The sequence below is a fragment of the Rhizobium sp. M1 genome (genome assembly GCF_002531805.1).
GTDB classification, from domain to species: domain Bacteria; phylum Pseudomonadota; class Alphaproteobacteria; order Rhizobiales; family Rhizobiaceae; genus Rhizobium; species Rhizobium etli_C.
The window spans coordinates 15,942-38,992 of the sequence record NZ_NWSW01000043.1; the positions used below are offsets into that span (position 1 = coordinate 15,942).

General features: G+C 61.7%; 23 protein-coding genes and 1 pseudogene. 22 read left to right on the top strand and 2 right to left on the bottom strand.

The features are described from left to right. The first annotated feature begins 8 nt into the window (after nucleotides 1-8). On the top strand, nucleotides 9-1,088 hold the full coding sequence (ugpC, locus tag CO655_RS29195) for a sn-glycerol-3-phosphate ABC transporter ATP-binding protein UgpC (RefSeq protein ID WP_010035167.1): 1,080 nt from the start codon (nucleotides 9-11) through the stop codon (nucleotides 1,086-1,088). Between the two features lie 62 nt (nucleotides 1,089-1,150). Further along, complete coding sequence (locus CO655_RS33640) at nucleotides 1,151-1,627, top strand: hypothetical protein (RefSeq protein ID WP_210201034.1); 477 nt, start codon at nucleotides 1,151-1,153, stop codon at nucleotides 1,625-1,627. Between the two features lie 84 nt (nucleotides 1,628-1,711). Here the strand turns inward: CO655_RS33640 and CO655_RS34795 are convergent, their stop codons facing one another. After that, nucleotides 1,712-1,894, bottom strand: a complete 183-nt coding sequence (locus CO655_RS34795; protein WP_097667637.1) for a hypothetical protein — start codon at nucleotides 1,892-1,894, stop codon at nucleotides 1,712-1,714. Nucleotides 1,895-2,269: 375 nt separating this feature from the next. Between CO655_RS34795 and CO655_RS29205 the strand changes: the two genes are divergently transcribed. The 7 genes from CO655_RS29205 (at nucleotide 2,270) to CO655_RS29235 (ending at nucleotide 7,721) form a co-directional block, all read left to right on the top strand. Further along, on the top strand, nucleotides 2,270-2,479 hold the full coding sequence (locus tag CO655_RS29205) for a hypothetical protein (RefSeq protein ID WP_064683680.1): 210 nt from the start codon (nucleotides 2,270-2,272) through the stop codon (nucleotides 2,477-2,479). A gap of 8 nt (nucleotides 2,480-2,487) precedes the next feature. Beyond that, nucleotides 2,488-2,862, top strand: a complete 375-nt coding sequence (locus CO655_RS29210; RefSeq protein ID WP_097667638.1) for a GFA family protein — start codon at nucleotides 2,488-2,490, stop codon at nucleotides 2,860-2,862. A gap of 257 nt (nucleotides 2,863-3,119) precedes the next feature. After that, nucleotides 3,120-4,412 (top strand): efflux RND transporter periplasmic adaptor subunit, encoded by a 1,293-nt coding sequence (locus CO655_RS29215; RefSeq protein ID WP_097667639.1) that lies wholly within the window; start codon nucleotides 3,120-3,122, stop codon nucleotides 4,410-4,412. Nucleotides 4,413-4,424: 12 nt separating this feature from the next. Continuing rightward, on the top strand, nucleotides 4,425-5,141 hold the full coding sequence (locus CO655_RS29220; RefSeq protein WP_097608012.1) for an ABC transporter ATP-binding protein: 717 nt from the start codon (nucleotides 4,425-4,427) through the stop codon (nucleotides 5,139-5,141). Beyond that, nucleotides 5,131-6,333 (top strand): ABC transporter permease, encoded by a 1,203-nt coding sequence (locus CO655_RS29225; protein ID WP_097667640.1) that lies wholly within the window; start codon nucleotides 5,131-5,133, stop codon nucleotides 6,331-6,333. The genes CO655_RS29220 and CO655_RS29225 overlap by 11 nt, the downstream gene beginning before the upstream one ends. 73 nt (nucleotides 6,334-6,406) lie before the next feature. Beyond that, the gene (locus CO655_RS29230) at nucleotides 6,407-6,766 is read left to right on the top strand and encodes a VOC family protein (RefSeq protein WP_097608038.1); all 360 of its coding nucleotides are present in this window, start codon (nucleotides 6,407-6,409) and stop codon (nucleotides 6,764-6,766) included. A gap of 340 nt (nucleotides 6,767-7,106) precedes the next feature. Continuing rightward, nucleotides 7,107-7,721 carry a GntR family transcriptional regulator gene (locus CO655_RS29235; protein ID WP_097608010.1) on the top strand — a complete coding sequence of 205 codons (615 nt, stop codon included), beginning with the start codon at nucleotides 7,107-7,109 and terminating at the stop codon, nucleotides 7,719-7,721. Nucleotides 7,722-7,771: 50 nt separating this feature from the next. On the opposite strand, the gene CO655_RS29240 is transcribed toward CO655_RS29235, so the two are convergent. Then, the gene (locus tag CO655_RS29240; protein WP_010060954.1) at nucleotides 7,772-8,584 is read right to left on the bottom strand and encodes a ferredoxin--NADP reductase; all 813 of its coding nucleotides are present in this window, start codon (nucleotides 8,582-8,584) and stop codon (nucleotides 7,772-7,774) included. A 348-nt stretch (nucleotides 8,585-8,932) separates the two neighbouring features. On the opposite strand from CO655_RS29240, the gene pcsA reads away from it, so the two are divergent. The 13 genes and pseudogenes from pcsA to CO655_RS29305 form a co-directional block, all read left to right on the top strand. Beyond that, nucleotides 8,933-9,661, top strand: a complete 729-nt coding sequence (pcsA, locus tag CO655_RS29245; RefSeq protein WP_010028790.1) for a phosphatidylcholine synthase — start codon at nucleotides 8,933-8,935, stop codon at nucleotides 9,659-9,661. Between the two features lie 11 nt (nucleotides 9,662-9,672). Beyond that, nucleotides 9,673-10,653, top strand: coding sequence for a quinone oxidoreductase (locus CO655_RS29250; RefSeq protein ID WP_097667641.1), 981 nt, complete (start codon nucleotides 9,673-9,675; stop codon nucleotides 10,651-10,653). Between the two features lie 39 nt (nucleotides 10,654-10,692). Beyond that, nucleotides 10,693-12,261, top strand: a complete 1,569-nt coding sequence (locus CO655_RS29255; RefSeq protein ID WP_097667642.1) for an ABC transporter ATP-binding protein — start codon at nucleotides 10,693-10,695, stop codon at nucleotides 12,259-12,261. Next, on the top strand, nucleotides 12,251-13,336 hold the full coding sequence (locus CO655_RS29260) for an ABC transporter permease (protein WP_097608006.1): 1,086 nt from the start codon (nucleotides 12,251-12,253) through the stop codon (nucleotides 13,334-13,336). The genes CO655_RS29255 and CO655_RS29260 overlap by 11 nt, the downstream gene beginning before the upstream one ends. Beyond that, a complete protein-coding gene (locus CO655_RS29265; RefSeq protein WP_010029215.1) occupies nucleotides 13,333-14,253 on the top strand; it encodes an ABC transporter permease in 921 nt (306 codons plus the stop codon). The genes CO655_RS29260 and CO655_RS29265 overlap by 4 nt, the downstream gene beginning before the upstream one ends. Nucleotides 14,254-14,302: 49 nt before the next feature. Then, on the top strand, nucleotides 14,303-15,379 hold the full coding sequence (locus CO655_RS29270) for a BMP family ABC transporter substrate-binding protein (protein WP_097608004.1): 1,077 nt from the start codon (nucleotides 14,303-14,305) through the stop codon (nucleotides 15,377-15,379). Between the two features lie 145 nt (nucleotides 15,380-15,524). Next, nucleotides 15,525-16,487, top strand: a complete 963-nt coding sequence (ytfQ, locus tag CO655_RS29275; RefSeq protein WP_097608003.1) for a galactofuranose ABC transporter, galactofuranose-binding protein YtfQ — start codon at nucleotides 15,525-15,527, stop codon at nucleotides 16,485-16,487. Nucleotides 16,488-16,606: 119 nt separating this feature from the next. After that, on the top strand, nucleotides 16,607-18,127 hold the full coding sequence (ytfR, locus tag CO655_RS29280; RefSeq protein WP_097608002.1) for a galactofuranose ABC transporter, ATP-binding protein YtfR: 1,521 nt from the start codon (nucleotides 16,607-16,609) through the stop codon (nucleotides 18,125-18,127). Then, on the top strand, nucleotides 18,124-19,125 hold the full coding sequence (locus CO655_RS29285; protein WP_097667643.1) for an ABC transporter permease: 1,002 nt from the start codon (nucleotides 18,124-18,126) through the stop codon (nucleotides 19,123-19,125). The genes ytfR and CO655_RS29285 overlap by 4 nt, the downstream gene beginning before the upstream one ends. Continuing rightward, nucleotides 19,122-20,090: a galactofuranose ABC transporter, permease protein YjfF gene (gene yjfF / locus CO655_RS29290; protein WP_097608000.1), complete on the top strand. Its 969-nt coding sequence runs from the start codon at nucleotides 19,122-19,124 to the stop codon at nucleotides 20,088-20,090. Before CO655_RS29285 ends, yjfF begins: the two co-directional genes overlap by 4 nt. 16 nt (nucleotides 20,091-20,106) lie before the next feature. Beyond that, complete coding sequence (locus tag CO655_RS29295; RefSeq protein WP_097667646.1) at nucleotides 20,107-20,892, top strand: FadR/GntR family transcriptional regulator; 786 nt, start codon at nucleotides 20,107-20,109, stop codon at nucleotides 20,890-20,892. Nucleotides 20,893-21,056: 164 nt separating this feature from the next. Then, nucleotides 21,057-22,418, top strand: a complete 1,362-nt coding sequence (gene glmU, locus CO655_RS29300) for a bifunctional UDP-N-acetylglucosamine diphosphorylase/glucosamine-1-phosphate N-acetyltransferase GlmU (RefSeq protein WP_097667644.1) — start codon at nucleotides 21,057-21,059, stop codon at nucleotides 22,416-22,418. Between the two features lie 110 nt (nucleotides 22,419-22,528). Further along, nucleotides 22,529-23,051 (top strand): annotated as a pseudogene (locus tag CO655_RS29305) (glutamine--fructose-6-phosphate aminotransferase); the annotation flags it as partial.

A 23,051-nucleotide genomic window follows, 5' to 3' on the forward strand; every position in this document is an offset into this window, starting at 1 on the left:
GAGAATACATGAGCGGGCTCGAGCTCAGGAACATCGTCAAGAATTTCGGCGCCGTCGAGGTCATCCGCGATGTCTCGCTTCAGGTCAATGACGGCGAATTCGTCGCCTTCGTCGGTCCTTCCGGCTGCGGGAAATCGACGCTGCTGCGTCTGATTGCCGGTCTCGACAAGCCCACAGGCGGCAGCATTGCCATCGACGGCAAGGATGTGACGCCGATCGGCGCCGCCGATCGCGGCCTTGCCATGGTCTTCCAATCCTATGCCCTTTATCCGCATATGAGCGTGCGGGAAAATCTGGCCTTCGGTCTGGAGAATACCAAGGTGGCGAAGGCCGAGATCGAAGCGCGCATTGCCGATGCGGCCCGCATGCTGGAGATAGAGCCGTTCCTGCGCCGCCGTCCGGGCCAGCTTTCCGGCGGCCAGCGCCAGCGCGTCGCGATCGGCCGCGCCATCGTCCGCCGGCCGGATGCCTTCCTGCTCGACGAGCCGCTGTCCAATCTCGACGCCGAACTGCGCGTCAGCATGCGCGCCGAACTCGCCGCGCTTCACGCCCGCCTGAAGGCGACGATGATTTACGTCACCCATGACCAGGTCGAGGCGATGACGCTTGCAAACCGCATCGTCGTGCTGAGAGGCGGCCGGATCGAACAGGTGGGAACGCCGCTGGAACTCTATAACAAGCCGGCCAACCGCTTCGTTGCCGGCTTCATCGGCGCGCCGCACATGAATTTCCTGGAGGGCTCGATCGTCGGCCACGAAGGCGGCTTCACCGAGGTCGAAACCGTCGGCGGCCATCGTCTTTCGGTCACTGTCCGGGAAACGCGCCCGCCGGGCGAGAGGATCAGCATCGGCATCCGGCCGCAGCACATCACCCTGGCCGATACCGCCGCCGCAGGCCGGCTGGACACACGGGTCACCCTTGTCGAGGAATTGGGTTCCGAGACCGTCGTCCACACCGAGGCATCAGGCAAGAAACTGATCGCGGTCTTCGCCGGTCAGCAGCAGATGAAATCCGGCGACAGCCTGCCGCTCCATCTCGATCCCGCCGTGCTGCACCTCTTCGGTGAGGATGGTCGGCGCCTGTCCTGAATTGGCATTGCTAATTGTAAATGGGAGGATTATTAAGTTCGAACCGCATGACTTAAGGGCTTATGATGGTGATACTTCGAGATTTATCGATTGTCCTGTTAGTAATATTTTCTTTCTATGTTGGTGCTTATATTTACTCTCCTCCGTATCGGCCGAATTACATTTTCGGCGAGCCGAATTATTTGAATTCTTATTTTTGGAGAAGCGGTGAGGGGAAAGTTTCGTTTAAGGATGTTTTGAAAGATAGTGAATACAAATTCGATAAAGCTTGTTTGTCCGGTGAAGGTGGACCTCCACCGTATGAGGTAAGAAGTTCGAAACTGGTCTCAGGCGTTGAATTGAATGATCCTCTGAGTATGAGTTATTTCAGCCTGTATCTTCTTGGAGAAGGATCCTATTCAGTAATGAACTTCGATCCTTTGGATTTCGGAATTGATTGGCCGTTTAGCGGTTGTGAGCCTATCGAAGGATTAATCTTGGAGATTTTTGCAAGAGATGGATACAAGGGAATTACCTACAAGATAACGCGGAAGACGTAGAAGATAATGTCGGCGCACTTGCTAGCCTAGGTCCCAAAAAGGCCCGCGCCGAAGCGCGAGCCGAATTTTCATTTCAGGACAGCTTTAGTGGCTGTTCTTGTGGCTTTGTTGACCAGCCTTTACATACTGTTCATGGCTGCCGCCGCGGGATCCGCTGGACTGCGCGTCGCGGCCACCGGAAGAGGCATTGCGGGTATTGGAGTCGTTCTTGTGACTCTGCTGCCCGGCCTTGACGTGCTGTTCGTGGGTTCCACCTTGGTTTGCCATTTGGTTCTCCTTGGTTTTGAACTGAGGCCACGTCGACCTCGTGTTGACAACCGCGCTCCGGCGCATGCGTTCCGCATTTTAATATTTCGTGATGTCGCCGGAGAAAGCGATGAGGCGGCGGACCGGGCGGGTAGGGAGCTCGTCTGCCATTTCGTCGGCCATCGGGAGAAAGCGGAAAAATCCCGATGTTCTCCAGCACCGCCGCGTCCGCTTGGCGCGGCCCGCAACCTCGCTTCGAAAACCGCGTATCGGCGAAAAGGTTCCCGCAAAATCAACCGCATTCCTTCCGGTTCACCGCCCCCATACGGCCCGTCGACTCTTTCCAAATCGAAGGGCCGCTCTAGCTTAAAAGAGACCCGATGAAAGGAGGAAACCATGACCGACGCACCGAAAATGGCGACCCCGGCGCGAAGAGTTCTGCGTGGCCGCCCCTACAGCTTCAGCGAATTCGCCAGGAAATACCGGTTGGACGACAAGGAGGCCAAGCGTCTCTATGAGAAGTTCGGCCCCTCCGCCACCGAACTCGATCTGCTGATGGCGGCAAAGCGGCGCCCGCCGGGGCTGCCCACCAGTCTCGATTCCTGACGGTCGCGATGCGGAGGCGAAGCGGAAGCTGCCTTTGCGGGGCGGTCGTCTATAGCGTCGAAGGCGAGCCGCTCCGCGTCGGCCTCTGTCATTGCGCCGATTGCCGCAAATCGAGCGGTTCCGCCTTCGTCTTCTTCGCGGTCTGGCCGCGCGGCGCCTTTTCGCACAGTGGCAAGATCTCCACCTTTGCCGGCCGCAGCTTCTGCCCCGCCTGCGGCGGCAGGCTTTTCTGCCTGCAGGAGGCGACGGTGGAAATCCGTCTCGGTTCGCTCGACAGTCCACCGACAGACCTTGAGCCGGATCATGAGCTCTGGATCAAGCGGCGCGAAGCCTGGCTGCGTGAGTTGCCGGGCGCCGGGCAATATGCCGAAGACGCCGATTGACAGGCGCTGAAGCGTGCCGTTTTCTGATCGCTCACAGGCTTTAGCCCTTGTTTCTTCGCATCTCGTGACCGCAAGCGGCTGCGCATTTTCGGGCGATAAGCTCGGTTGCGCCGAAAAACTTGACTTTTCTTACCAATATTTCATTTCACCCGTCCGCAATTCCGTGCCAGTTCGGCGGCAACGCTAATTCCCGGTTCATCTGCAGTGTGATTAGTTCATTGCAGGGCCGAGGCGGCCACTGACTGATCGAGGATGACATGAACAAAATCGTGAGCGGCAACGAAACCGGAGCAAAGGCGGGCCCGACGCCCGACCTCGCAGCGGTTCTTGCCGCATCGGGAAAGCGGGACAAGCGCAGCCGCTGGCGCGGACGCCTGCTCATCCTGCTGATCCTCGCCGGTGCCGCCGCGGCTGCCGCTTATTTCTACGCCGGCAGCGGGCAAAGCGAAGTGAGCTACACGACGCAGCCGGCAAAACGCGGCGCCCTGACGGTGCTCGTCACCGCCACCGGATCGGTGCAGCCGACCGAGCAAGTGGATATATCGAGCGAACTTTCCGGCACCGTCCGCGACGTCAACGTCGATTACAACAGCACGATCAAGGCGGGCGATGTGTTGGCGCAGCTCGATACCAACAAGCTCGAGGCGGATGTGAAGAGTTCGCGCGCCAAGGTCAATTCGGCCAAGGCGAACGTCGCCAAGGCCAATGCCGATCTCGAATCGGCAAGCACCTCGCTCGAGCGGCTGAAGAGCCTGGTCAGGAGCAATGTCTCCACCCAGCAGAGCCTCGACGATGCCACCTACAAATATGATTCCGCTGTCGCCGCCAAACAGATCAACGAAGCCGAGGTGCTCGTCTCGGAAGCCGACCTGCAGCTTGCCGAGGTCAATCTCGCCAAGGCTAAGATCATCTCGCCGATCGATGGCGTCATCCTCACCCGCTCGGTCAATCCCGGCGCCACCGTCGCAGCCTCGCTTTCGGCGCCGATCCTCTTCACCATCGCCGGCGACCTGAAGAAGATGGAGCTGCAGGTCGATGTCGACGAGGCCGATGTCGGCAAGATCGCCGTCGGCCAGAAGGCGAAATTTACCGTCGACGCCTATCCCGACCGGTCCTTCCCCGCCGAAATCGAGCAGATCCGCTTCGCCTCCGAAGTGGTCAACAACGTCGTGACCTACAAGGCGGTCCTCTCCGTCGACAATGCCGACCTGCTGCTGCGCCCCGGCATGACGGCGACCGCCGATATCACTGTCGAGGCCGTCAAGGATACGCTGATGGTGCCGAATGCCGCGCTGCGTTACGCTCCGCCGCAGGCCGAACGGCGCGGCCGCGGTATTCTGGGGATCTTCGGCCCGCCCCGCCGGCGCGGCGGCAATTCGGCCCAGGCGCTGACGGGAACGGAGCGCCGCGTCTGGGTGCTGCGCGACGGCCGCTCCACGCCTGTCGTCATCCAGGTCGGCTCGTCCGACGGCCAGTTCACCCAGGTCGTCTCCGGCGAAATCAAGGAAAACGATGCACTGGTGACCGACGCTGCGGTGCGGACGAATTAGGCGGAGAGACGGATGACAAGCCCGCCGCTCATCGAATTCAGGCAGGTCTCGAAAATCTACGGCGAGGGCGAGGCGGCGATCCGCGCCCTCGACCATGTCGACCTGGCGATCGCCGCCCATGAATTCGTCGCGATCATGGGGCCATCCGGCTCCGGCAAGTCGACGGCGATGAACATCCTCGGCTGCCTCGACGTGCCGACATCGGGCGAATACGTCTTCCAAGGTATTGCGACCAGCGACTTCGACCGCAGCCATCTGACGCTCTTGCGCCGCCACATGCTCGGTTTCGTCTTCCAGGGCTTCAATCTCCTGTCGCGCACCTCGGCGGTCGAAAACGTCGAACTGCCGCTGATCTATCGCGGCATGGCGGTGCGTGAGCGGCGCGAACGGGCGCGCGAGGCGCTGGCGCTGGTCGGCCTGTCCGGCCGCGAACATCACAAGACCCAGGAACTGTCAGGCGGCCAGCAGCAGCGCGTCGCCATTGCCCGCGCCATCGTCACCGAGCCGGCGCTGCTGCTCGCCGATGAGCCCACCGGCAATCTCGACACCAAGACCAGCGTCGAGATCATGGATCTGCTGACGCGGCTGAACCGCGAGCAGGGCATCACCATCGTCATGGTCACGCACGAGCCCGATATCGCCGCCTATGCTGAGCGGCTGCTCAGGTTTGTCGACGGCAAGCTGGAGACCGAGGTCGAGCACCGGAGGAGGGCGGATCATGTTCTTTGAGACGCTGAAACTCGCGCTGCGCGCCATCAACCGCAATATGCTGCGCTCCTTCCTGACCGTGCTCGGCGTCGTCATCGGCGTTGCCGCCGTTATTGCGCTGGTGACGATCGGCAACGGCACGACCGCGCAGGTCTCGACCGAATTGTCGCGGCTCGGCACCAACATGCTGTTCGTCCGCCCAGGCCAGTTCGGACCCGGCCGGGCAAGCTCCGAGGCCAAGCGGTTCAGTGTCAAGGACGTCGCCGCCATCCGCGATCAGATCGGTGGCTTGAGGGCGGTGGCGCCGCTCAACCAGTCGACGGCGACGGTTATTTTCGGCGGCCAGAACCATTCGACCAGCGTTTATGGCACCACCAACGACTATTTCGTCGCGCAGGACTGGAACCTGGCGCTCGGCCGCAATTTCACGCCCGCCGAAGAGCGCGGCCAGTCCCGCTGCATCATCGGCGAGACGGTGCGCTCGCAGCTCTTCGGCGCCGCCGACCCGGTCGGCCAGCAGATCCGCGTCGGCAAGGTCTCATGCCCTGTGATCGGCGTGCTTGCCAAACGCGGCCAGTCCGGCATGGGTACCGATCAGGACGATGTCGTCATCATGCCGGTCAAGGTGTTCCAGCGGCGCATCAGCGGCAACAGCAACGTGCCGCAGATCGTCATCTCGGCGCGCGACGGTGTGTCGACTGCCAAGGTGCAGGCCGATATCGAAAACCTCCTGCGCGAACGCCGCAAGATCATTCCCGGCCGGCAGGACGATTTCAACGTCAACGACATGACGCAGATCGCCGAGGCGATGACCGGCACGACGACGCTGCTCACCGGCCTGCTCGGCGCGGTCGCCGCCATCAGCCTGCTCGTCGGCGGCATCGGCATCATGAACATCATGCTGGTCTCCGTCACCGAGCGAACCCGCGAAATCGGCATTCGCCTGGCGATCGGCGCGCTCGAAAGCCAGGTGCTCACCCAGTTCCTGGTCGAGGCGGTGGCGCTGTCGCTCTTCGGCGGCATCACCGGCATCGTGCTGGGCCTCAGCCTCGGCCTGGTGGCGGTCACCCTCCTGAAAGTCCCCTTCGTCTTCAGCCCCCTGATGGTCGCCGTCGCCTTCCTCTTCTCCGCCGCAATCGGCATGATCTTCGGCTATTTCCCGGCGAGACGGGCAGCGCAGTTGAACCCGATCGAGGCACTGCGGCACGAGTGAAGCGGCGTGGCAAAACGCGCGATGTCCCGCTACTCCTATCAATCGGATGCAAGCGCTATCGGAGGTCCGCATCATGTCGCTCAACAGGCTGGTGATCTACGCTGGGAATGTCGAGGAAACGGCACGGTTTTATGAGAAGCACTTCGGCTTCACGGCGACACGTCTGCCGGGCGACAGGATCGTTGAACTTGTCGCTCGGGACGGTGGCGCCAATATAATGCTTCATCCGGCTGCCAAGGGACAGCGGGGCGGCCAATCCATCGTCAAGCTCATCTTCGACGTGGAGCATGTCGAGGCTTTTTGCAGGCGTTGCGCAGAGAACGGCCTTGAGTTCGGTGTTCTCCATCAAGCCGACGGCTATGTGTTCGCGAATGCCAAAGACCCCTGTCAAAATTCGATCTCGGTGTCCAGCCGGGCTTTTCGCAAGAGCTGACTGAGGGTCAGGTGTCGGCTTGATGAAGCGCCCGAGTGGCTCTTTACGCTGGGCATGAGTTTGGGAAGAGCGCCAACCCCGCTTTCTGTCCTCCTCGGCCTTGAGCCGAGGATCCATGCCACTGCCGCTGGTGGATGCGATGTGGATGCTCGGCTCAAGGCCGAGTATGAGGGAGGTTGGAACGGCGAAATAAGTTCTTTCGTGGCGTAGACGCCTGAGTCCCCGAAACTCACACCGATGTTATCTATTTGTCTCTATTCTCATATTTCAATGCCGACTTGTGTTCGGTTTTTGACCGTGCCACTATGTGATATATCAGATTGGGCAGCGGACTTTCAGCATGCAGACGTCACAAAGCCATCGTGCCTACCTCGCGCTGGAGCACCTGATTGTCACCCTGGCCCTGAAGCCAGGCGCGTTCGTCACTGAGAAGCAGCTGATCGATTTGGCGGGCCATGGCCGCACGCCGGTGCGCGAGGCGATCCAGAAGCTGGCCTGGCAGGGGCTGATCCTCGTCAAGCCGCGCGTCGGGTTGCAGGTGGCCGAAATCGCGGCGGAGGATCACGGCAACGTTATGCAGGTGCGCCGAGAGCTGGAGCCGATCGCGGCCGCATTGGCCGCCGAACATGCGACCGACGAGCAGCGCGAACGTCTCGGCGACTGCGCTCGCGCGATGGAGGAATGTGCGGTGACCGGCGATCTCGCCGGCTTCTTCGCCGCCGACAAGGCTTTCGACGAAATCCTCGAGGATGCCTGCCCGAACGGCTTTATCGTCGCAGCGCTCGGCCCGGTGCAGACGCATTCGCGCCGCCTCTGGTATTCCACCGCAAGCCCCGAGCGCATGGATCGCGCCATCGCGCTGCATGTTGCCGTCATTCGCGCCATTCAGCAGGGCAGGCCGAAGGAGGCGCGCGCCGCCATGACGGAGCTGATCGACTATCTCGCCCAAAAATAGAAACGGCCCCGTTTCCGGAGCCGTTGTCAGATCTGCTTGTCGGAAAACTTTCAGCCGACGAAGGCGCGTTCGATGACGAATTCGGCGGGCTTGCTGTTGGCGCCTTCATTGAGGCCGGCCTTTTCGAGCAGTTCCTTGGTGTCCTTCAGCATGGCCGAGGAGCCGCAGATCATGCCGCGGTCGATCGCCGGGTCGAGCGGCGGCACGCCGAGATCGGTAAACAGCTTGCCTGACGAGATCAGGTCGGTGATGCGGCCGCGATATTCGAAGTCTTCGCGCGTGACGGTCGCATAATGGCGCAGCTTGTCGCCGACGACTTCCTTCAGCAGCTCGTCATTCTGGATCTCGTGCACGAGGTCGAAGCCGTATTTCAGCTCGGCGACATCGCGGGTCGTATGAGTGAGGATGACCTCCTCGAACTTCTCATAGGTCTCGGGATCGCGGATCAGGCTGGCGAATGGCGCAACGCCCGTTCCCGTCGAGAACATGTAAAGACGGCGGCCGGGGGTCAGCGCATCGAGCACCAGCGTTCCCGTCGGCTTCTTGCGCATCAGCACCTGGTCGCCCGGCTTGATCGCCTGCAGATGCGAGGTGAGCGGGCCGTCCGGCACCTTGATCGAGAAGAATTCGAGCTCTTCGGCCCAGGCGGGGCTGGCGATCGAATAGGCGCGGAAGACCGGCTTGCCCTCGACCATCAGGCCGATCATCGCGAATTCGCCGGAACGGAAACGGAAGCCCTGCGGCCGGGTCATCGTGAAGCGGAAGAGCCGGTCGGTATAATGCGTCACGGCAAGCACCGTCTCGGCGTAGACGCCGGCGGGGATGGACGAGGCGAAGTCTTCGGTCTTTGCAGGCGCGTTCATTGCGGTAGAGGATCCCGTTTCGTCGGATGAACTATCGGATGCGAGGCAGATATTACATATCGGGCTCGAATTAAAGGCATTCCATTCCACGCAGCGCTCCTGAAGGGAAATATGCATGTCATTGTCAGGATTCAATGGCGATCTCGGGGGCGGGCCGGCAATTCGTATTTCCTGCTGGCGAAGCCCGGCAAAGGATGCATATTAGGGCGGCGCGCCTGATGTGGACGCCGGTTTTCGGCAAAAGCGGTGCGACAACAAGGATCTACGGGAACCGATTCAGCGACGGGATCGGTGCCGGTGGCAAAAAAGACGCTTGCCGGGGCGAGCGCGATAGGGCGGTCGGGGAATATGAAGATTTTCAATTACAAGCGTGTTCCTTACGCGGAAATGCGCGCCTTTTCCGTCCACATCCTGACGGCCTCGGGCTCCTTCCTTGCCTTTCTCGGCGTTGTGGCTGCCGCCGAACATCGCTTCATCGACATGTTCTGGTGGCTGGGGCTTGCCCTTCTCGTCGACGGCATCGATGGGCCGATCGCCCGTAAGGTGCGCGTCAAGGAAGTGCTGCCGAACTGGTCGGGCGACACGCTCGACAATATCATCGATTACGTCACCTATGTGCTGCTGCCGGCCTTCGCGCTCTATCAGAGCGGCATGATCGGCGAGCCCTGGTCTTTCGTCGCCGCCGGCATGATCGTCGTTTCCAGCGCCATCTATTATGCCGATATGGGCATGAAGACCGAGGAGTATTTCTTTTCCGGCTTTCCCGTGGTCTGGAACATGATCGTCTTCACCCTGTTCGTCATCGATGCCAGCGCGACGACGGCGCTCGCCGTCGTCATCGTCTCGGTGGTGCTGACCTTCCTGCCGATCAATTTCCTCCACCCGGTCCGCGTCAAACGGCTGCGCCCGCTCAATCTCGGCGTCTTTTTCCTGTGGTCGGCGCTCGGCGTTTTTTCGCTGCTGATGCACTTCGACACGCCCGAATGGGCGCTCATTCTCTTTATCGTGACCGGGCTCTATCTTTACGTCATCGGCGCGGTGCTGCAATTCTTCCCCGCCCTTGGACGTGAAACTTGAGGACAGGCAAGATGACGAAGACGCAGGCGGTTTCATTCTCGAAGACGGGCGGGCCGGAGGTTTTCGACTATGTCGAGATCGATCTTGCACCGCCCGCGGCCGGTGAGGTGCAGATCAGCCAGGTGGCGATCGGCCTCAATTTCATCGACGTCTATTTCCGCAACGGCTCCTACAAGGTGCCGCATCTGCCCTTCGTCACCGGCAAGGAGGGCGCCGGCACGGTGACGTCAGTCGGCTCCGGCGTGACCGATTTCAAGGTCGGCGACCGGGTCGCCTATGCCAGCGCCGACGGCGCCTATGCCGCCGAGCGCAATATCGAGGCGCGCCATCTCGTGCATGTCCCCGATGGCATTGCGCTCGAGACGGCGGCGGCGATGATGCTGAAGGGGATGACCGCCGAATATCTCCTGAACCGCACCTTCGAGGTCGGCACCGAGACGGTTCTGCTGTTTCATGCCGCCGCCGGCGGCGTCGGGCTGATCGCCGGCCAATGGGCAAAGGCGCTCGGCGCCACCGTCATCGGCACGGCGGGCTCTGAAGACAAGGTCGAGCTGGCGCTCGCCCATGGCTACGACCATGTGATCAACTACAAGAGCGAAGACTTCGTCACCCGCGTGCGTGAAATCACCGGGGGCAAGGGTGTCGATGTCGTCTATGATTCGATCGGCCGCGATACTTTTCCACAGTCGCTCGATTGCCTGAAGCCGCGCGGCCTTTTTGCCTCTTTCGGCCAATCCTCCGGGCCGATCGAGAACTTCAGCCTTTCCCAGTTGGCGCAGAAAGGCTCGCTCTTTGCAACGCGACCGACGCTCTTCACCTATATCGCCGCGCGCCGGGAATTGGTCGACAGTGCGAAAGCGCTATTTGATGTTGTGCAAAGCAACAAAGTGCGTATCAATATCAACCAAACCTATCCGCTGCGTGAGGTTGGGCGGGCTCACGCGGATCTCGAAACAAGAAAAACAACAGGAACGACGCTGCTGATTCCATGAGATCCGAACGGACCGGTTGGCAGAAGAAATGAGGGGAACGTGTCGCCATTGAATGTGCCGGATTCCGGTGCGTTACTATCCGTCCAGAAGCTGACGAAGTTTTTCGGTGGCTTTGCCGCCTGCAATGAAATCGATCTCGATATAGCGCCGGGCGAAATTCACGCGCTTCTCGGCGAAAATGGCGCAGGCAAATCCACGCTCGTCAAGATGCTGTTCGGTGTTCTGGAGCCGACGCAGGGGCATATTCTCTGGCAGGGCAGCCCGGTCGCGGTTGCTTCGCCGGGCGAGGCTCGCAAGCTCGGCATCGGCATGGTCTTCCAGCATTTTTCGCTGTTCGAGGCGCTGACCGTTGCCGAAAACATTGCGCTTTCCCTCGATGGCAGCATTCCGATCGACCGGATCGCCGAGGAGGCGAGGGCGCTGTCGGTCGCCTACGGCCTGCCGCTCGATCCGCATGCCCATGTCGCCGATCTCTCCGTCGGGGAGCGCCAGCGCATCGAGATCGTTCGTGCGCTGCTGCAAAATCCGAAGCTCATCATTCTCGATGAGCCGACCTCGGTGCTGACGCCGCAGGAGGCCGACCGGCTGTTCGAAACGCTGTTCAAGCTGCGCGCCGAGGGCCGCTCGGTTCTCTATATCAGCCACCGCCTGGAGGAGGTGCAGCGTATCTGCGATCGCGCCACCGTGCTGCGCCATGGCCGGGTGACCGGCGCCTGCGATCCAAAGCAGGAGACGCCGGCCTCGCTTGCCCGGATGATGGTCGGCAGCGAGGTGGCGACCGTCACCCATCCCGAGCGCTCTGACAAGGGGGAGGTGCAGCTTGCCGTTTCAAGCCTGTCGGTTGCCGCGCGCACGCCCTTTGCCATGCCGCTGCGCGATGTCTCCATGAGGGTGCGCGCCGGTGAAATCCTTGCGATTGCCGGTGTTGCCGGCAACGGCCAGAGCGAGCTCTTCGATGCGCTCTCCGGCGAATATCCGGTCGCTTCGGCCGAGGCGATCGTCATCCGCAAGAAGCCTGTGGGCACCGATGGCATCACCGCCCGCCGCCTGCTCGGCGCCGGCTTCGTGCCGGAGGAGCGGCATGGCCACGCCGCCGTTTCCGCCATGAAACTGTCGGACAATCTGGTGCTGGCCCGCAGCCAGTCGGATCGGAAAGCCTTTCTCGGTATCCTTGGCATCATCCGTCACGGCGCAGTGAAATCCGCCGCGCGGCGCATCTCCGCGGCGCTGGATGTCCGCAAGAGCGGTGACGATCCCGCCGCCGGTTCTCTGTCCGGCGGCAATCTGCAGAAGTTCATCGTCGGCCGCGAGCTCGACCGCCAGCCGGCCGTCCTTGTCGTCAACCAACCGACCTGGGGCGTCGATGCAGGCGCCGCAAGCCGCATCCGCCAGGCCTTGGTCGATCTCGCAAAGGCGGGCTCGGCCGTCGTCGTCATCAGCCAGGATCTCGACGAGATCTTCGAAGTGGCGACCGATATCGCCGTCATTTCCGAAGGGCGCCTTTCCAGGCCTTATCCGGCCGGTGAACTGACGCGCGAAAAAATCGGCTTGCTGATGGGTGGCCTGCACGAAGACAAGCATGCCGCGGAGACAGCCCATGCGCATTGAATTGGAAAGACGCCCCGACGTCTCGAAGCTCTTTGCCTTCGTCTCGCCGCTGCTGGCGCTTGTCCTGACGCTCGCCTTCGGCGCCATCATGTTCGCCATGCTCGGCAAGGATCCGGTCGAGGCGCTGGAGGCCTTCTTCGTCGAGCCGCTGCTCGAAATCTGGTCGTTGCACGAGCTGGCGATCAAGGCAGCGCCCCTGATCCTGATCGCCGTCGGCCTTGCTGTCTGCTATCGCTCGAACAACTGGAATATCGGCGCCGAAGGCCAGTTCACCATCGGCGCCATCACCGGCTCCTATCTGCCGATCGTCTTCTACGACTGGCATTCGCCGCTGGTCCTGCCGCTGATGCTGGTCCTTGGAGCGCTCGGCGGCGCGTTGTTCGCCGCCATTCCGGCGCTGTTGAAGGCGCATTTCAACACCAATGAAATCCTGACATCGCTGATGCTGGTCTATATCGCCCAGCTCTTCCTCGATTGGCTGATCCGCGGCGCCTGGCGCGATCCGAAGGGCTTTAATTTCCCCGTCTCGCGTGATTTCGCCCCGGAAGCGGTGCTGCCGGCGATCTGGGAGGAATCCGGCCGGGCGCATTGGGCCTTCATCTTCGCGATCGTTGCGGCAATCGGCGCCTGGTTCATGCTGCGCTATACGCTGAAAGGCTTCGAGATCGTCGTGCTCGGCCAGTCGGAGCGGGCAGGGCGCTTTGCCGGCTTCTCCTCGAAGAAGATGATCTGGTTCAGCTTCCTCTTCTCCGGCGCTCTTGCCGGCCTCGCCGGAATAGCCGAGGTTTCCGGCTCGATCGGCCACCTGCAGCCGGCGATTTCGCCGGGCTATGGCTTCACCGCCATCATCGTCGCCTTCCTGGGAAGGCTTAATCCGCTCGGCATCATCGCATCGGGCCTGGTGCTGGCGCTGACCTATCTCGGCGGCGAGGCGGCGCAGCTATCGCTCGGCGTTTCCGACAAGGTCACCCGCGTCTTCCAAGGGCTGCTGCTCTTCTTCGTGCTCTCCTGCGATACACTGATCTATTACAAAATCCGCATCGTCTGGTCGCGGCTAAGGGGTGGGGCGGCATGAGCATCTTCGAAGCCATTCTGCTGACTGTTATCACCGCCTCGACGCCGCTCGTGATCGCCGCGCTCGGCGAACTCGTGACGGAGCGCTCGGGCGTTCTCAACCTCGGCGTCGAAGGCATGATGATCATCGGTGCCGTCGGTGCCTTTGCCGCAGCCCAGCTCACCGGATCGGCCTATATCGGTATTGTCGGCGGCATCGTCAGCGGCGCGCTGTTTTCGCTGCTCTTCGCCTTCCTGACGCTGACGCTCGTCACCAATCAGGTGGCGACGGGCCTTGCCCTGACAATCCTGGGCCTTGGCGCGTCCGGCATGCTCGGCGAAGCCTTCGTCGGCGCGCCCGGCATCCGGCTGCTGCCGATTGAAATCCCGGTGCTCTCGGCTATTCCCTATGTCGGAACGGTCCTCTTCAAGCAGGATCTGATCTTCTACCTGTCGATCCTGCTCGTTGTCGCCGTCAACTGGTTCCTCTTCAGGAGCCGTACCGGCCTGAAGATACGCGCCATCGGCGATAATCACGCCTCTGCGCATGCGCTCGGCATCAACGTCATCCGCACGCGCTATCTCGCCGTGATGTTCGGCGGTGCATGCGCAGGCCTTGCAGGGGCACAGCTGTCGCTGATCTACACGCCGCAGTGGACCGAGAATATGTCGGCCGGGCGCGGCTGGATTGCGCTGGCGCTTGTCGTCTTCTCCTCGTGGCGGCCTTGGCGCCTGCTGGCTGGCGGATATCTCTTCGGGGCGGTGACGATCCTGCAACTGCACGCGCAGGCCTTCGGCGTCGGCATTCCGTCGCAGTTCCTATCGATGCTGCCCTATGCGGCGACGGTTGTGGTCCTCATCATCATCTCGCATAATCGGCGCACGACGTTGATCAATACGCCGGCCTCGCTTGGCAAAGCCTTCGTGCCGGACCGATGAGCAACAACAAAAAAGACGGGTTTCGAACTTCCAACCAACAGGGATCACTATGAAAAAACTTGCACTTGCTCTCGCAGCGACAGCTGCCCTCGTCCTGAGCATCGGTTCGGCCGCCGAGGCTGCCGACAAGACCAAGGTCTGCTTCGTTTATGTCGGCACCCGTACCGATGGCGGCTGGACGCAGGCCCATGAAAACGGCCGCCTCCAGGTCGAGAAGGAATTCGGCGACAAGGTCGAAACGCCTTACCTCGAAAGTGTTCCGGAAGGTCCGGATGCCGAACGCGCCATCGAGCGCATGGCCCGTTCCGGCTGCTCGCTGATCTTCACCACATCCTTCGGCTACATGGACGCGACTGTCGCCGTCGCCAAGAAGTTCCCGAAAGTGAAGTTCGAGCATGCGACCGGCTTCAAGGCCGCAGACAATGTCGCGACCTACAATTCGCGCTTCTATGAAGGCCGCTACATCAGCGGCATTATCGCCGGCAAGCTGTCGAAAACCGGCACGGCAGGCTATATCGCCTCCTTCCCCATCCCCGAGGTGGTGATGGGCATCAACGCCTTTGAAACCGGCGCCAAGTCGGTCAATCCGAACTTCAAGATGAAGGTCATCTGGGTCAATACCTGGTTCGACCCGGGCAAGGAAGCCGATGCCGCCAAGGCGCTGCTCGACCAGGGCGTCGATATTCTGACCCAGCACACGGACACGACCGCTCCGATGCAGGTTGCCGAGCAACGCGGCGTCAAGGCATTCGGCCAGGCGTCCGACATGATCAAGGCTGGCCCGAACGTACAGCTCACCGCGATCATCGACACTTGGGGCAACTATTATGTCAAGCGCGTCCAGGCGCTTCTCGACGGCACCTGGAAGTCGGAACAGAGCTGGGATGGCCTGAAGGACGGCATTCTGACGATGGCGCCCTACACGAACATGCCCGACGACGTGAAGAAACTCGCCGAGGAAGCCGAAGCCAAGATCAAGTCGGGCGAGCTGCATCCGTTCACCGGCCCGATCAACAAGCAGGACGGTACGCCCTGGCTGAAGGCGGGCGAGAAGGCCGATGATGGCACGCTGCTCGGCATGAACTTCTACGTCGAAGGCGTCGACGACAAGCTGCCGGCGCAATAATCGGCCGGCGTTTTTGCAGATGCGAAGGGCGTCCCTGTGGACGCCCTTTTTTTTGCTGCAGCGCATCCTAAAAAACCGATTTACAAAAGTAATACTATATGATTTTTTGACCCTGCGCCGCGAGATGCGGCATTGGGAGGAAATCATGAAATTGAAGACTGCACTTTTGAGTGCCACGATTTTGGCTGCCTGCATGTTCGGTTCGGCTTCGGCCGCCGGCCTGACCGTCGGCTTCTCGCAGATCGGCTCGGAATCGGGCTGGCGTGCGGCTGAAACGACCGTAACCAAGGAGCAGGCCAAGAAGCGCGGCATCGATCTGAAGTTTGCCGATGCCCAGCAGAAGCAGGAAAACCAGATCAAGGCCCTGCGCTCCTTCATCGCACAGGGCGTCGACGCCATCCTCATCGCGCCGGTTGTCGAAACCGGCTGGGACGATGTTCTCAAGGAAGCCAAGGAAGCCAAGATCCCGGTCATCCTTCTCGACCGCACCATCAAGGCTCCGGACGATCTCTACCTGACGGCTGTCACGTCCGACCTCGTGCATGAAGGCAAGGTCGCCGGCGACTTCCTGGTCAAGACCGTTGGCGACAAGAAGTGCAATGTCGTCGAGCTGCAGGGCACGACCGGTTCGTCGCCGGCTATCGCCCGCAAGAAGGGCTTCGAAGAAGCTCTCGCAGGCCACGACAACCTCAAGATCGTTCGCAGCCAGACCGGCGACTTCACCCGCACCAAGGGCAAGGAAGTCATGGAAAGCTTCCTGAAGGCTGAAAATGGCGGCAAGGATATCTGCGCGCTCTACGCCCATAACGACGACATGGCCGTTGGCGCCATCCAGGCGATCAAGGAAGCCGGCTTGAAGCCCGGCAAGGATATCCTTGTCGTCTCGATCGACGCCGTCCCCGACATTTTCAAGGCAATGTCCGAAGGCGAGGCCAATGCCACGGTCGAACTGACGCCGAACATGGCCGGTCCCGCCCTCGATGCGCTCGAAGCCTATCTGAAGGACAAGAAGGCTCCGGCAAAGTGGATCCAGACCGAGTCCAAGCTCTACACGCCGGCCGACGACCCGATGAAGGTCTACGAAGAGAAGAAGGGTCAGGGCTACTGATTTGAACCTGAAACCGCACCGGTCCATCATGGGCCGGTGCGGAACTGCCGGTGCCGGGCCGGGCGTCATGCCCGGTTTTGGTGCAGGTGCAAGGCCAATATCAGGAAACAGCAGCCCTCATGGTTCACAATAACGAGACTATTCTCGCAGCCTCGGCGATATCGAAATTCTTCCCCGGCGCCGTCGCCCTGGATAAGGTGGATTTCACGCTGCGCCGCGGCGAGGTTCATGCGCTTCTCGGCGAGAACGGCGCAGGAAAATCGACGCTGATCAAATGCATCACCGGCGCTTACCATCGTGACGGCGGCAGCCTGGTGCTCGACGGCCACGAAATCAATCCGGCCAATACGCTCGCCGCCCAGAAGCTCGGCATCGGCACCGTCTATCAGGAGGTCAACCTCCTCACCAATCTGAGTGTCGCCGAAAATCTCTTTCTCGGACGCCAGCCAAGGCGTTTCGGCATGACCGACGTGCGCGCGATGAACCGCAAGGCGCGCGAACTGCTCGCCGGCTACGGTATCGACATCGACGTCACCGCCGAACTCAGCCGCTTCTCCGTCGCCGTCCAGCAGGTGGTCGCCATCGCCCGCGCCGTCGATCTCTCCGGCAAGGTGCTGATCTTGGACGAGCCGACGGCAAGCCTCGACAACCAGGAAGTGGCGCTGCTCTTCCGCATCATCGAGGACCTGAAGAAGCGCGGTCTCGGCATCGTCTTCATTACCCATTTCCTCGAGCAGGTCTATGCGATCAGCGATCGCATCACCGTGCTGCGCAACGGCAAGCTGGTCGGCACCCGCGACGCCGCCGATCTGCCGCGCCAGGGCCTGATCGCCATGATGCTCGGCCGCGAGCTCGCCCAGGCCGAAGAGACGGTCAGGGAACACAGCATTGCAGCGGGCGAGGTCCGCTACAGATTTTCCGGCTACGGCAAGCGCGGCAAGGTCAAACCCTTCGATCTCGATGTGCGCGCAGGCGAGGTGGTCGGCATCGCCGGTCTGCTCGGCTCGGGGCGCACCGAAACCGCCGAGCTGCTCTTCGGCGTCGAGCATGCCGATAGCGGCAGCGCCACGATCGACGGTCAGCCCGCAACCCTGTCCAGCCCGCGCGCCGCGATCGAAAAGGGCTTCGGCTTCTGCCCCGAGGACCGCAAGACCGACGGCATCGTCGGCGACCTGTCGATCAGGGAAAATATCGCCTTGGCGCTGCAGGCCCGCCGCGGCTGGACCCGGCCGCTGTCGCGCGCCGAGCAGAATGCGCTCGCCGACCGCTATATCAAGGCGCTCGACATCCGCACCACCGACCGCGAAAAGCCGATCCGTCTGCTCTCCGGCGGCAACCAGCAGAAGGCGATCCTCGCCCGCTGGCTGGCGACCAATCCCAAGTTTCTCATCCTCGACGAGCCGACCCGCGGCATCGATGTCGGCGCCCATGCCGAGATCATCCGGCTCATCGAACAGCTCTGCGCCGAAGGCATGTCATTGATCGTAATTTCCTCGGAACTTGAAGAGCTTGTCGCCTATAGTTCACGTGTCATCGTGCTTCGCGACAGGCAGCATATCGCTGAACTCACGGGCGAGCGCATCACCGCCGCCGCCATCGTCGATTCCATTGCCGCCGCCGAGCACAAGGAGGAAGCATGAAATCCTCCCGGAATGCGCTGGCTTATCGCCTGGCGCCGCAATTGATCGCCCTCGTTGTCATTCTTCTGTTGAATTTCATAACGTCACCACAGTTTTTTAACGTGGTGGTTCAGAACGGACGCCTTTATGGCAGCCTGATCGACGTGCTGAATCGCGGCGCGCCGGTGGCGCTCTTGGCGATCGGCATGACGCTGGTGATTGCCACCAAAGGCATCGACCTGTCCGTCGGAGCGGTCATCGCCATCTGCGGTGCCGTTGCCGCATCGTCGATTGTATCAGAAAATTCAGTTGCTTACACCGTTATCCTAACGCTTGCGGTCGGGCTTGCCTGCGGCGTCTGGAACGGTTTCCTGGTGTCGATCCTCAATATTCAGCCGATCATCGCCACGCTGGTGCTGATGGTCGCCGGCCGCGGCATCGCCCAGCTTATCACCGAAGGCGCCATCCTGACCTTCAACGATGACGGTCTGATCTTCTTCGGCAGCGGTTCCCTGGCCCTCCTGCCGATGCCCGTGGTCATCTGGCTGCTCGTCGGCCTGCTGGTCATCCTGCTCGTCCGGCGCACGGCGCTCGGCATGCTGCTCGAGGCCGTCGGCATCAACCGCCGTGCAAGCACGCTCTCCGGCATTCAGACGCCGGTGCTGCTGATGGCCGTCTACATGCTGAGCGGGCTCTGCGCCTCGATCGCCGGCATCATCGTCGCAGCCGACATCAAGGGCGCAGACGCCAACAATGCCGGTCTCTGGCTCGAACTCGACGCCATCCTGGCCGTTGTCGTCGGCGGCAATTCGCTGCTCGGCGGTCGCTTCAGCATCGTGGGATCGCTGATCGGCGCGATGATCATTCAGGCCGTCAACACCGGCATCCTGTCCTCCGGCTTTCCGCCCGAATTCAATCTGATCATCAAGGCGGTCATCATCATCGTGATCCTCGTCATCCAGTCGCCGGCGGTGCAGTCGCTCGCCATCTTCGCCAGCCGAAGGGAGCAGCAGAAATGAACTCCAAATACCTGCCGCTGCTTGCGACCGTCGTCATCTTCGTGCTCGCCTATGCCGGCTGCACGCTGCAATATCCCAACATGCTGTCGACACGCGTCATCGGCAATCTGCTGACGGACAACGCCTTTCTCGGCATTGCCGCAGTCGGCATGACCTTCGTCATCATCTCCGGCGGTATCGATCTGTCGATCGGTTCGGTCATCGCCTTCACCGGCGTCTTCCTCGCCGTCGTCCTGCAGAACAGCTCGATCCATCCGCTGCTCGCCTTCGCCCTCGTCCTCGTCATCACCACCGCCTTCGGTGCCGTCATGGGCGCGATCATCCATTATCTTGAAATGCCGGCCTTTATCGTCACACTTGCCGGCATGTTCCTGGCGCGCGGTATCGCTTTCGTGCTCTCGATCGACAGCATTCCGATCAACCACGACTATTATTCGACGCTGACGAGCCTCTATTGGCGACTGCCCGGAGGCGGGCGGCTGACGCTGATCGGCGCCATCATGCTTCTGGTCTTTGCCGCCGGCATCTTCATCGCCCACCGCACCCGCTTCGGCACCAATGTCTATGCGCTCGGCGGCGGTCCGCAGACGGCGCGGCTGATGGGCGTGCCGGTCGGCCGCACGACGATCCAGATCTATGCGCTGTCGGGTTTTCTCGCCGGCCTATCCGGAATCGTTTTTTCGCTGTACACCTCTGCTGGATATTCTCTTGCGGCGGTCGGCGTCGAACTCGACGCGATCGCGGCAGTCGTCATCGGAGGGACGCTGCTGACCGGAGGAGCGGGATTCGTGGCAGGAACCTTGATCGGCATCCTGATCCAGGGGCTCATTCAGACTTACATCACCTTCGACGGCACGCTGTCGAGCTGGTGGACCAAGATCCTGATCGGCCTGCTGCTGTTTGCATTCATCCTGATGCAGAAGGCGATCCTGTTCCTTTCCAGTCTGAACAAGAGGTATGCCTGAGGGGGAGACGGATCGCTTGCGCAACAAATTGATCGAGACACGCAAGACAGGGCGCCGGACCCGGACAAGTCACGCCCAGGTGGTCGACGAGCTCGGCAAGGCGATCGTCGCCGGCACCTATCCCGTCGGCTCGATCCTGCCCGGCGACACCGAACTGGCGCAGCGTTTCAAGGTGTCGCGCACGGTCTTGCGCGAGACGATGAAGACGCTCGCCGCCAAGGGCATGGTCGTCGCCAAGGCGCGCGTCGGCACGCGTGTGACCGAGAAGAACCTCTGGAACATGTTCGACAGCGAGATCATCGCCTGGCACTTCGACAACGGTGTGACGGAAGAATTCCTGTTGCAGCTTTACGATATCCGCCTCGCCGTTGAACCCTTCGCCGCCGGCCTCGTCGCCGAGCGGGCCAACGCCGAGGAAATCGAGATACTGCGCGGGCTGGCGGAGGAGATGGCGGCGAGCGATCATACGGCCGACAGCCTGGCGCTCGCCGACCTGCACTTTCACCTGGCGCTCGCCGAAGCCTCGCACAATCCCTTCATGCGCACCCTCGGCAGCCTCATCGAGGCGGCTCTCGTCGGCATGTTCCGCATCAGTACGCCGCCCTCCGAAAATGGGTTTGCCAATATTGCCGACACCCATATGCGCATCGTCGATGCCATCGCTTCCGGTGACAGCGCCGCCGCGCGCCGGGCGATGGAAGTCGTCATCCTGGACGGCCGCGATCATGTGCACGAAGCCTTCGCGACCCGCGGCGATCCTGCTGCCATGGAGCCGCTTTCGCCCGAAGTTTCACCTAAGTAAGGACTTTGACCGTGCTATGGGGTTGCGCTTCTTTGGAGACGCGCAAAGGGCGCCGCCGCACTTTCGATCCTTCCATCGCGGCTTCCGAAATCGATTCCGATTTCAGGAATTATGCAGTATGAGGCAACAAAGCCGCCTCATGGCGCGGATTCGCGGAGCAGATCATGGAACGTACTTGTCTTGCCGTCATCCTAGCTGCCGGTGACAGCACGCGGATGAAATCCTCGAAATCGAAGGTGCTGCATCCGGTCGCCGGGCGGCCTATGATCGCCCATGTCGTCGAGGCAGTCGCCTCCGCCGGCATTTCCGCCGTCGCCCTTGTCGTCGGCCGCGACGCCGAGGAGGTGGCAAAGGCCGCAAGCATCGATGGTGTCGGCGTCGAATCCTATCTGCAGCAGCAGCGCCTCGGCACCGGCCACGCAGTGCTGGCGGCGCGCGAAGCGATCGCCAATGGTTATGACGATATCCTCGTCACCTATGGCGACGTGCCGCTGCAGACCGACGGCCCGCTGAAAGCCGCCCGCCAGGGTCTTGCCGATGGCAGCGACATCGTCGTCATCGGTTTTCACACCGACCGTCCGACCGGCTATGGCCGGCTGCTCGTCAAGGACGGCGAATTGATCGCCATCCGCGAGGAGAAGGATGCGACCGATGCCGAGCGCTCGGTGACCTGGTGCAACAGCGGGCTGATGGCGATCAACGGCCGCAAGGCGCTCGATCTCCTCTCGCGCATCGGCAATGCCAATGCCAAGGGCGAATTCTATCTGACCGATCTCGTCGAAATCGCCCGCTCGCTCGGCGGTCGCGTCACCGCCGTCGATGCCCCTGAAATCGAGATGACCGGCTGCAACAACCGCGCCGAACTCGCCGTCATCGAGCGCTTCTGGCAGGAGCGCCGCCGCCGCGAAATGATGCTGGCGGGCGTCACCATGATCGCACCGGAAACGGTGTTCCTCTCCTACGATACAGTCATCGGCCAGGATGCGCTGATCGAGCCGAACGTCGTCTTCGGCCCTGGCGCGGTGATCGACAGCGGCGCCGTCATTCACGCTTTCTCGCATATCGAAGGCGCTCATGTCAGTGAGAGCGCGACCGTCGGCCCCTTCGCACGGCTGCGGCCGGGTGCTGATCTCGCAAACGGCGCGAAGGTCGGCAATTTCTGCGAGGTGAAGAACGGCCGGTTGGGCGAGGGCGCCAAGGTCAACCACCTCACCTATATCGGCGATGCCGTCGTCGGCGCCGGCAGCAACATCGGCGCCGGCACGATCACCTGCAATTATGACGGGGTCAACAAGAGCGAAACGGTGATCGGCGAAAACGCCTTCATCGGTTCCAACTCCTCGCTGGTCGCGCCGGTGACGATCGGCGACGGCGCCTATATCGGGTCAGGAAGCGTTATCACCGCCGACGTCCCGGCCGATGCGCTGGCGCTCGGCCGCGCCCGCCAGGAGATCAAGCCCGGCCGCGCGTCCTTGCTGCGCGAACGCGCGCTCGCCATCAAGGCGGCAAAGAAGGCGAAAGCCTGAGGGACGCTTTGCGTAACCGGCGGAAATTGAAAGTGACCGCCGAGGCCATTGAGAAATAAGCGGAAATCGTTAGGACTGGCCTCGTTATCGAAGGCTTATGGGGATATTGCATGTGCGGAATTGTGGGGATCGTCGGAACTCAGCCTGTCGCCGGGCGCCTGGTCGATGCGCTGAAGCGTCTCGAATATCGCGGTTATGATTCCGCCGGTGTCGCCACCATCCATGAGGGCGTGATGGATCGCCGCCGCGCCGAAGGCAAGCTCTTTAATCTGGAAAAACGCCTCGATGCGGAACCGCTGCCGGGTCTGGTCGGAATCGCCCATACCCGCTGGGCCACTCATGGCGTGCCGAACGAGACCAATGCCCATCCGCATTTCGTCGAAGGCGTCGCCGTCGTCCATAACGGCATCATCGAGAACTTTTCCGAGCTTCGTGACGAGTTGACCGCGGACGGCTCGGTCTTCGAAACCCAGACCGACACCGAGGTCGTCGCCCAGCTGATGGCAAAATATCTGCGCGAGGGCTTCGATCCGCGCGCCGCCATGCTGAAGATGCTGAACCGCGTGACCGGCGCCTATGCGCTGGCCGTCATGCTCAAGGCCGATCCCGGCACGATCATGGCCGCCCGTTCCG

Excerpts from the sequence above, each read along its gene's own strand:
- ugpC (WP_010035167.1), top strand. The coding sequence starts at position 9 with ATGAGCGGGCTCGAGCTCAGGAACATCGTCAAGAATTTCGGCGCCGTC.
- CO655_RS33640 (WP_210201034.1), top strand. The coding sequence starts at position 1,151 with ATGATGGTGATACTTCGAGATTTATCGATTGTCCTGTTAGTAATATTT.
- CO655_RS34795 (WP_097667637.1), bottom strand. The coding sequence starts at position 1,894 with ATGGCAAACCAAGGTGGAACCCACGAACAGCACGTCAAGGCCGGGCAG.
- CO655_RS29205 (WP_064683680.1), top strand. The coding sequence starts at position 2,270 with ATGACCGACGCACCGAAAATGGCGACCCCGGCGCGAAGAGTTCTGCGT.
- CO655_RS29210 (WP_097667638.1), top strand. The coding sequence starts at position 2,488 with ATGCGGAGGCGAAGCGGAAGCTGCCTTTGCGGGGCGGTCGTCTATAGC.
- CO655_RS29215 (WP_097667639.1), top strand. The coding sequence starts at position 3,120 with ATGAACAAAATCGTGAGCGGCAACGAAACCGGAGCAAAGGCGGGCCCG.
- CO655_RS29220 (WP_097608012.1), top strand. The coding sequence starts at position 4,425 with ATGACAAGCCCGCCGCTCATCGAATTCAGGCAGGTCTCGAAAATCTAC.
- CO655_RS29225 (WP_097667640.1), top strand. The coding sequence starts at position 5,131 with ATGTTCTTTGAGACGCTGAAACTCGCGCTGCGCGCCATCAACCGCAAT.
- CO655_RS29230 (WP_097608038.1), top strand. The coding sequence starts at position 6,407 with ATGTCGCTCAACAGGCTGGTGATCTACGCTGGGAATGTCGAGGAAACG.
- CO655_RS29235 (WP_097608010.1), top strand. The coding sequence starts at position 7,107 with ATGCAGACGTCACAAAGCCATCGTGCCTACCTCGCGCTGGAGCACCTG.
- CO655_RS29240 (WP_010060954.1), bottom strand. The coding sequence starts at position 8,584 with ATGAACGCGCCTGCAAAGACCGAAGACTTCGCCTCGTCCATCCCCGCC.
- pcsA (WP_010028790.1), top strand. The coding sequence starts at position 8,933 with ATGAAGATTTTCAATTACAAGCGTGTTCCTTACGCGGAAATGCGCGCC.
- CO655_RS29250 (WP_097667641.1), top strand. The coding sequence starts at position 9,673 with ATGACGAAGACGCAGGCGGTTTCATTCTCGAAGACGGGCGGGCCGGAG.
- CO655_RS29260 (WP_097608006.1), top strand. The coding sequence starts at position 12,251 with ATGCGCATTGAATTGGAAAGACGCCCCGACGTCTCGAAGCTCTTTGCC.
- CO655_RS29265 (WP_010029215.1), top strand. The coding sequence starts at position 13,333 with ATGAGCATCTTCGAAGCCATTCTGCTGACTGTTATCACCGCCTCGACG.
- CO655_RS29270 (WP_097608004.1), top strand. The coding sequence starts at position 14,303 with ATGAAAAAACTTGCACTTGCTCTCGCAGCGACAGCTGCCCTCGTCCTG.
- ytfQ (WP_097608003.1), top strand. The coding sequence starts at position 15,525 with ATGAAATTGAAGACTGCACTTTTGAGTGCCACGATTTTGGCTGCCTGC.
- ytfR (WP_097608002.1), top strand. The coding sequence starts at position 16,607 with ATGGTTCACAATAACGAGACTATTCTCGCAGCCTCGGCGATATCGAAA.
- CO655_RS29285 (WP_097667643.1), top strand. The coding sequence starts at position 18,124 with ATGAAATCCTCCCGGAATGCGCTGGCTTATCGCCTGGCGCCGCAATTG.
- yjfF (WP_097608000.1), top strand. The coding sequence starts at position 19,122 with ATGAACTCCAAATACCTGCCGCTGCTTGCGACCGTCGTCATCTTCGTG.
- glmU (WP_097667644.1), top strand. The coding sequence starts at position 21,057 with ATGGAACGTACTTGTCTTGCCGTCATCCTAGCTGCCGGTGACAGCACG.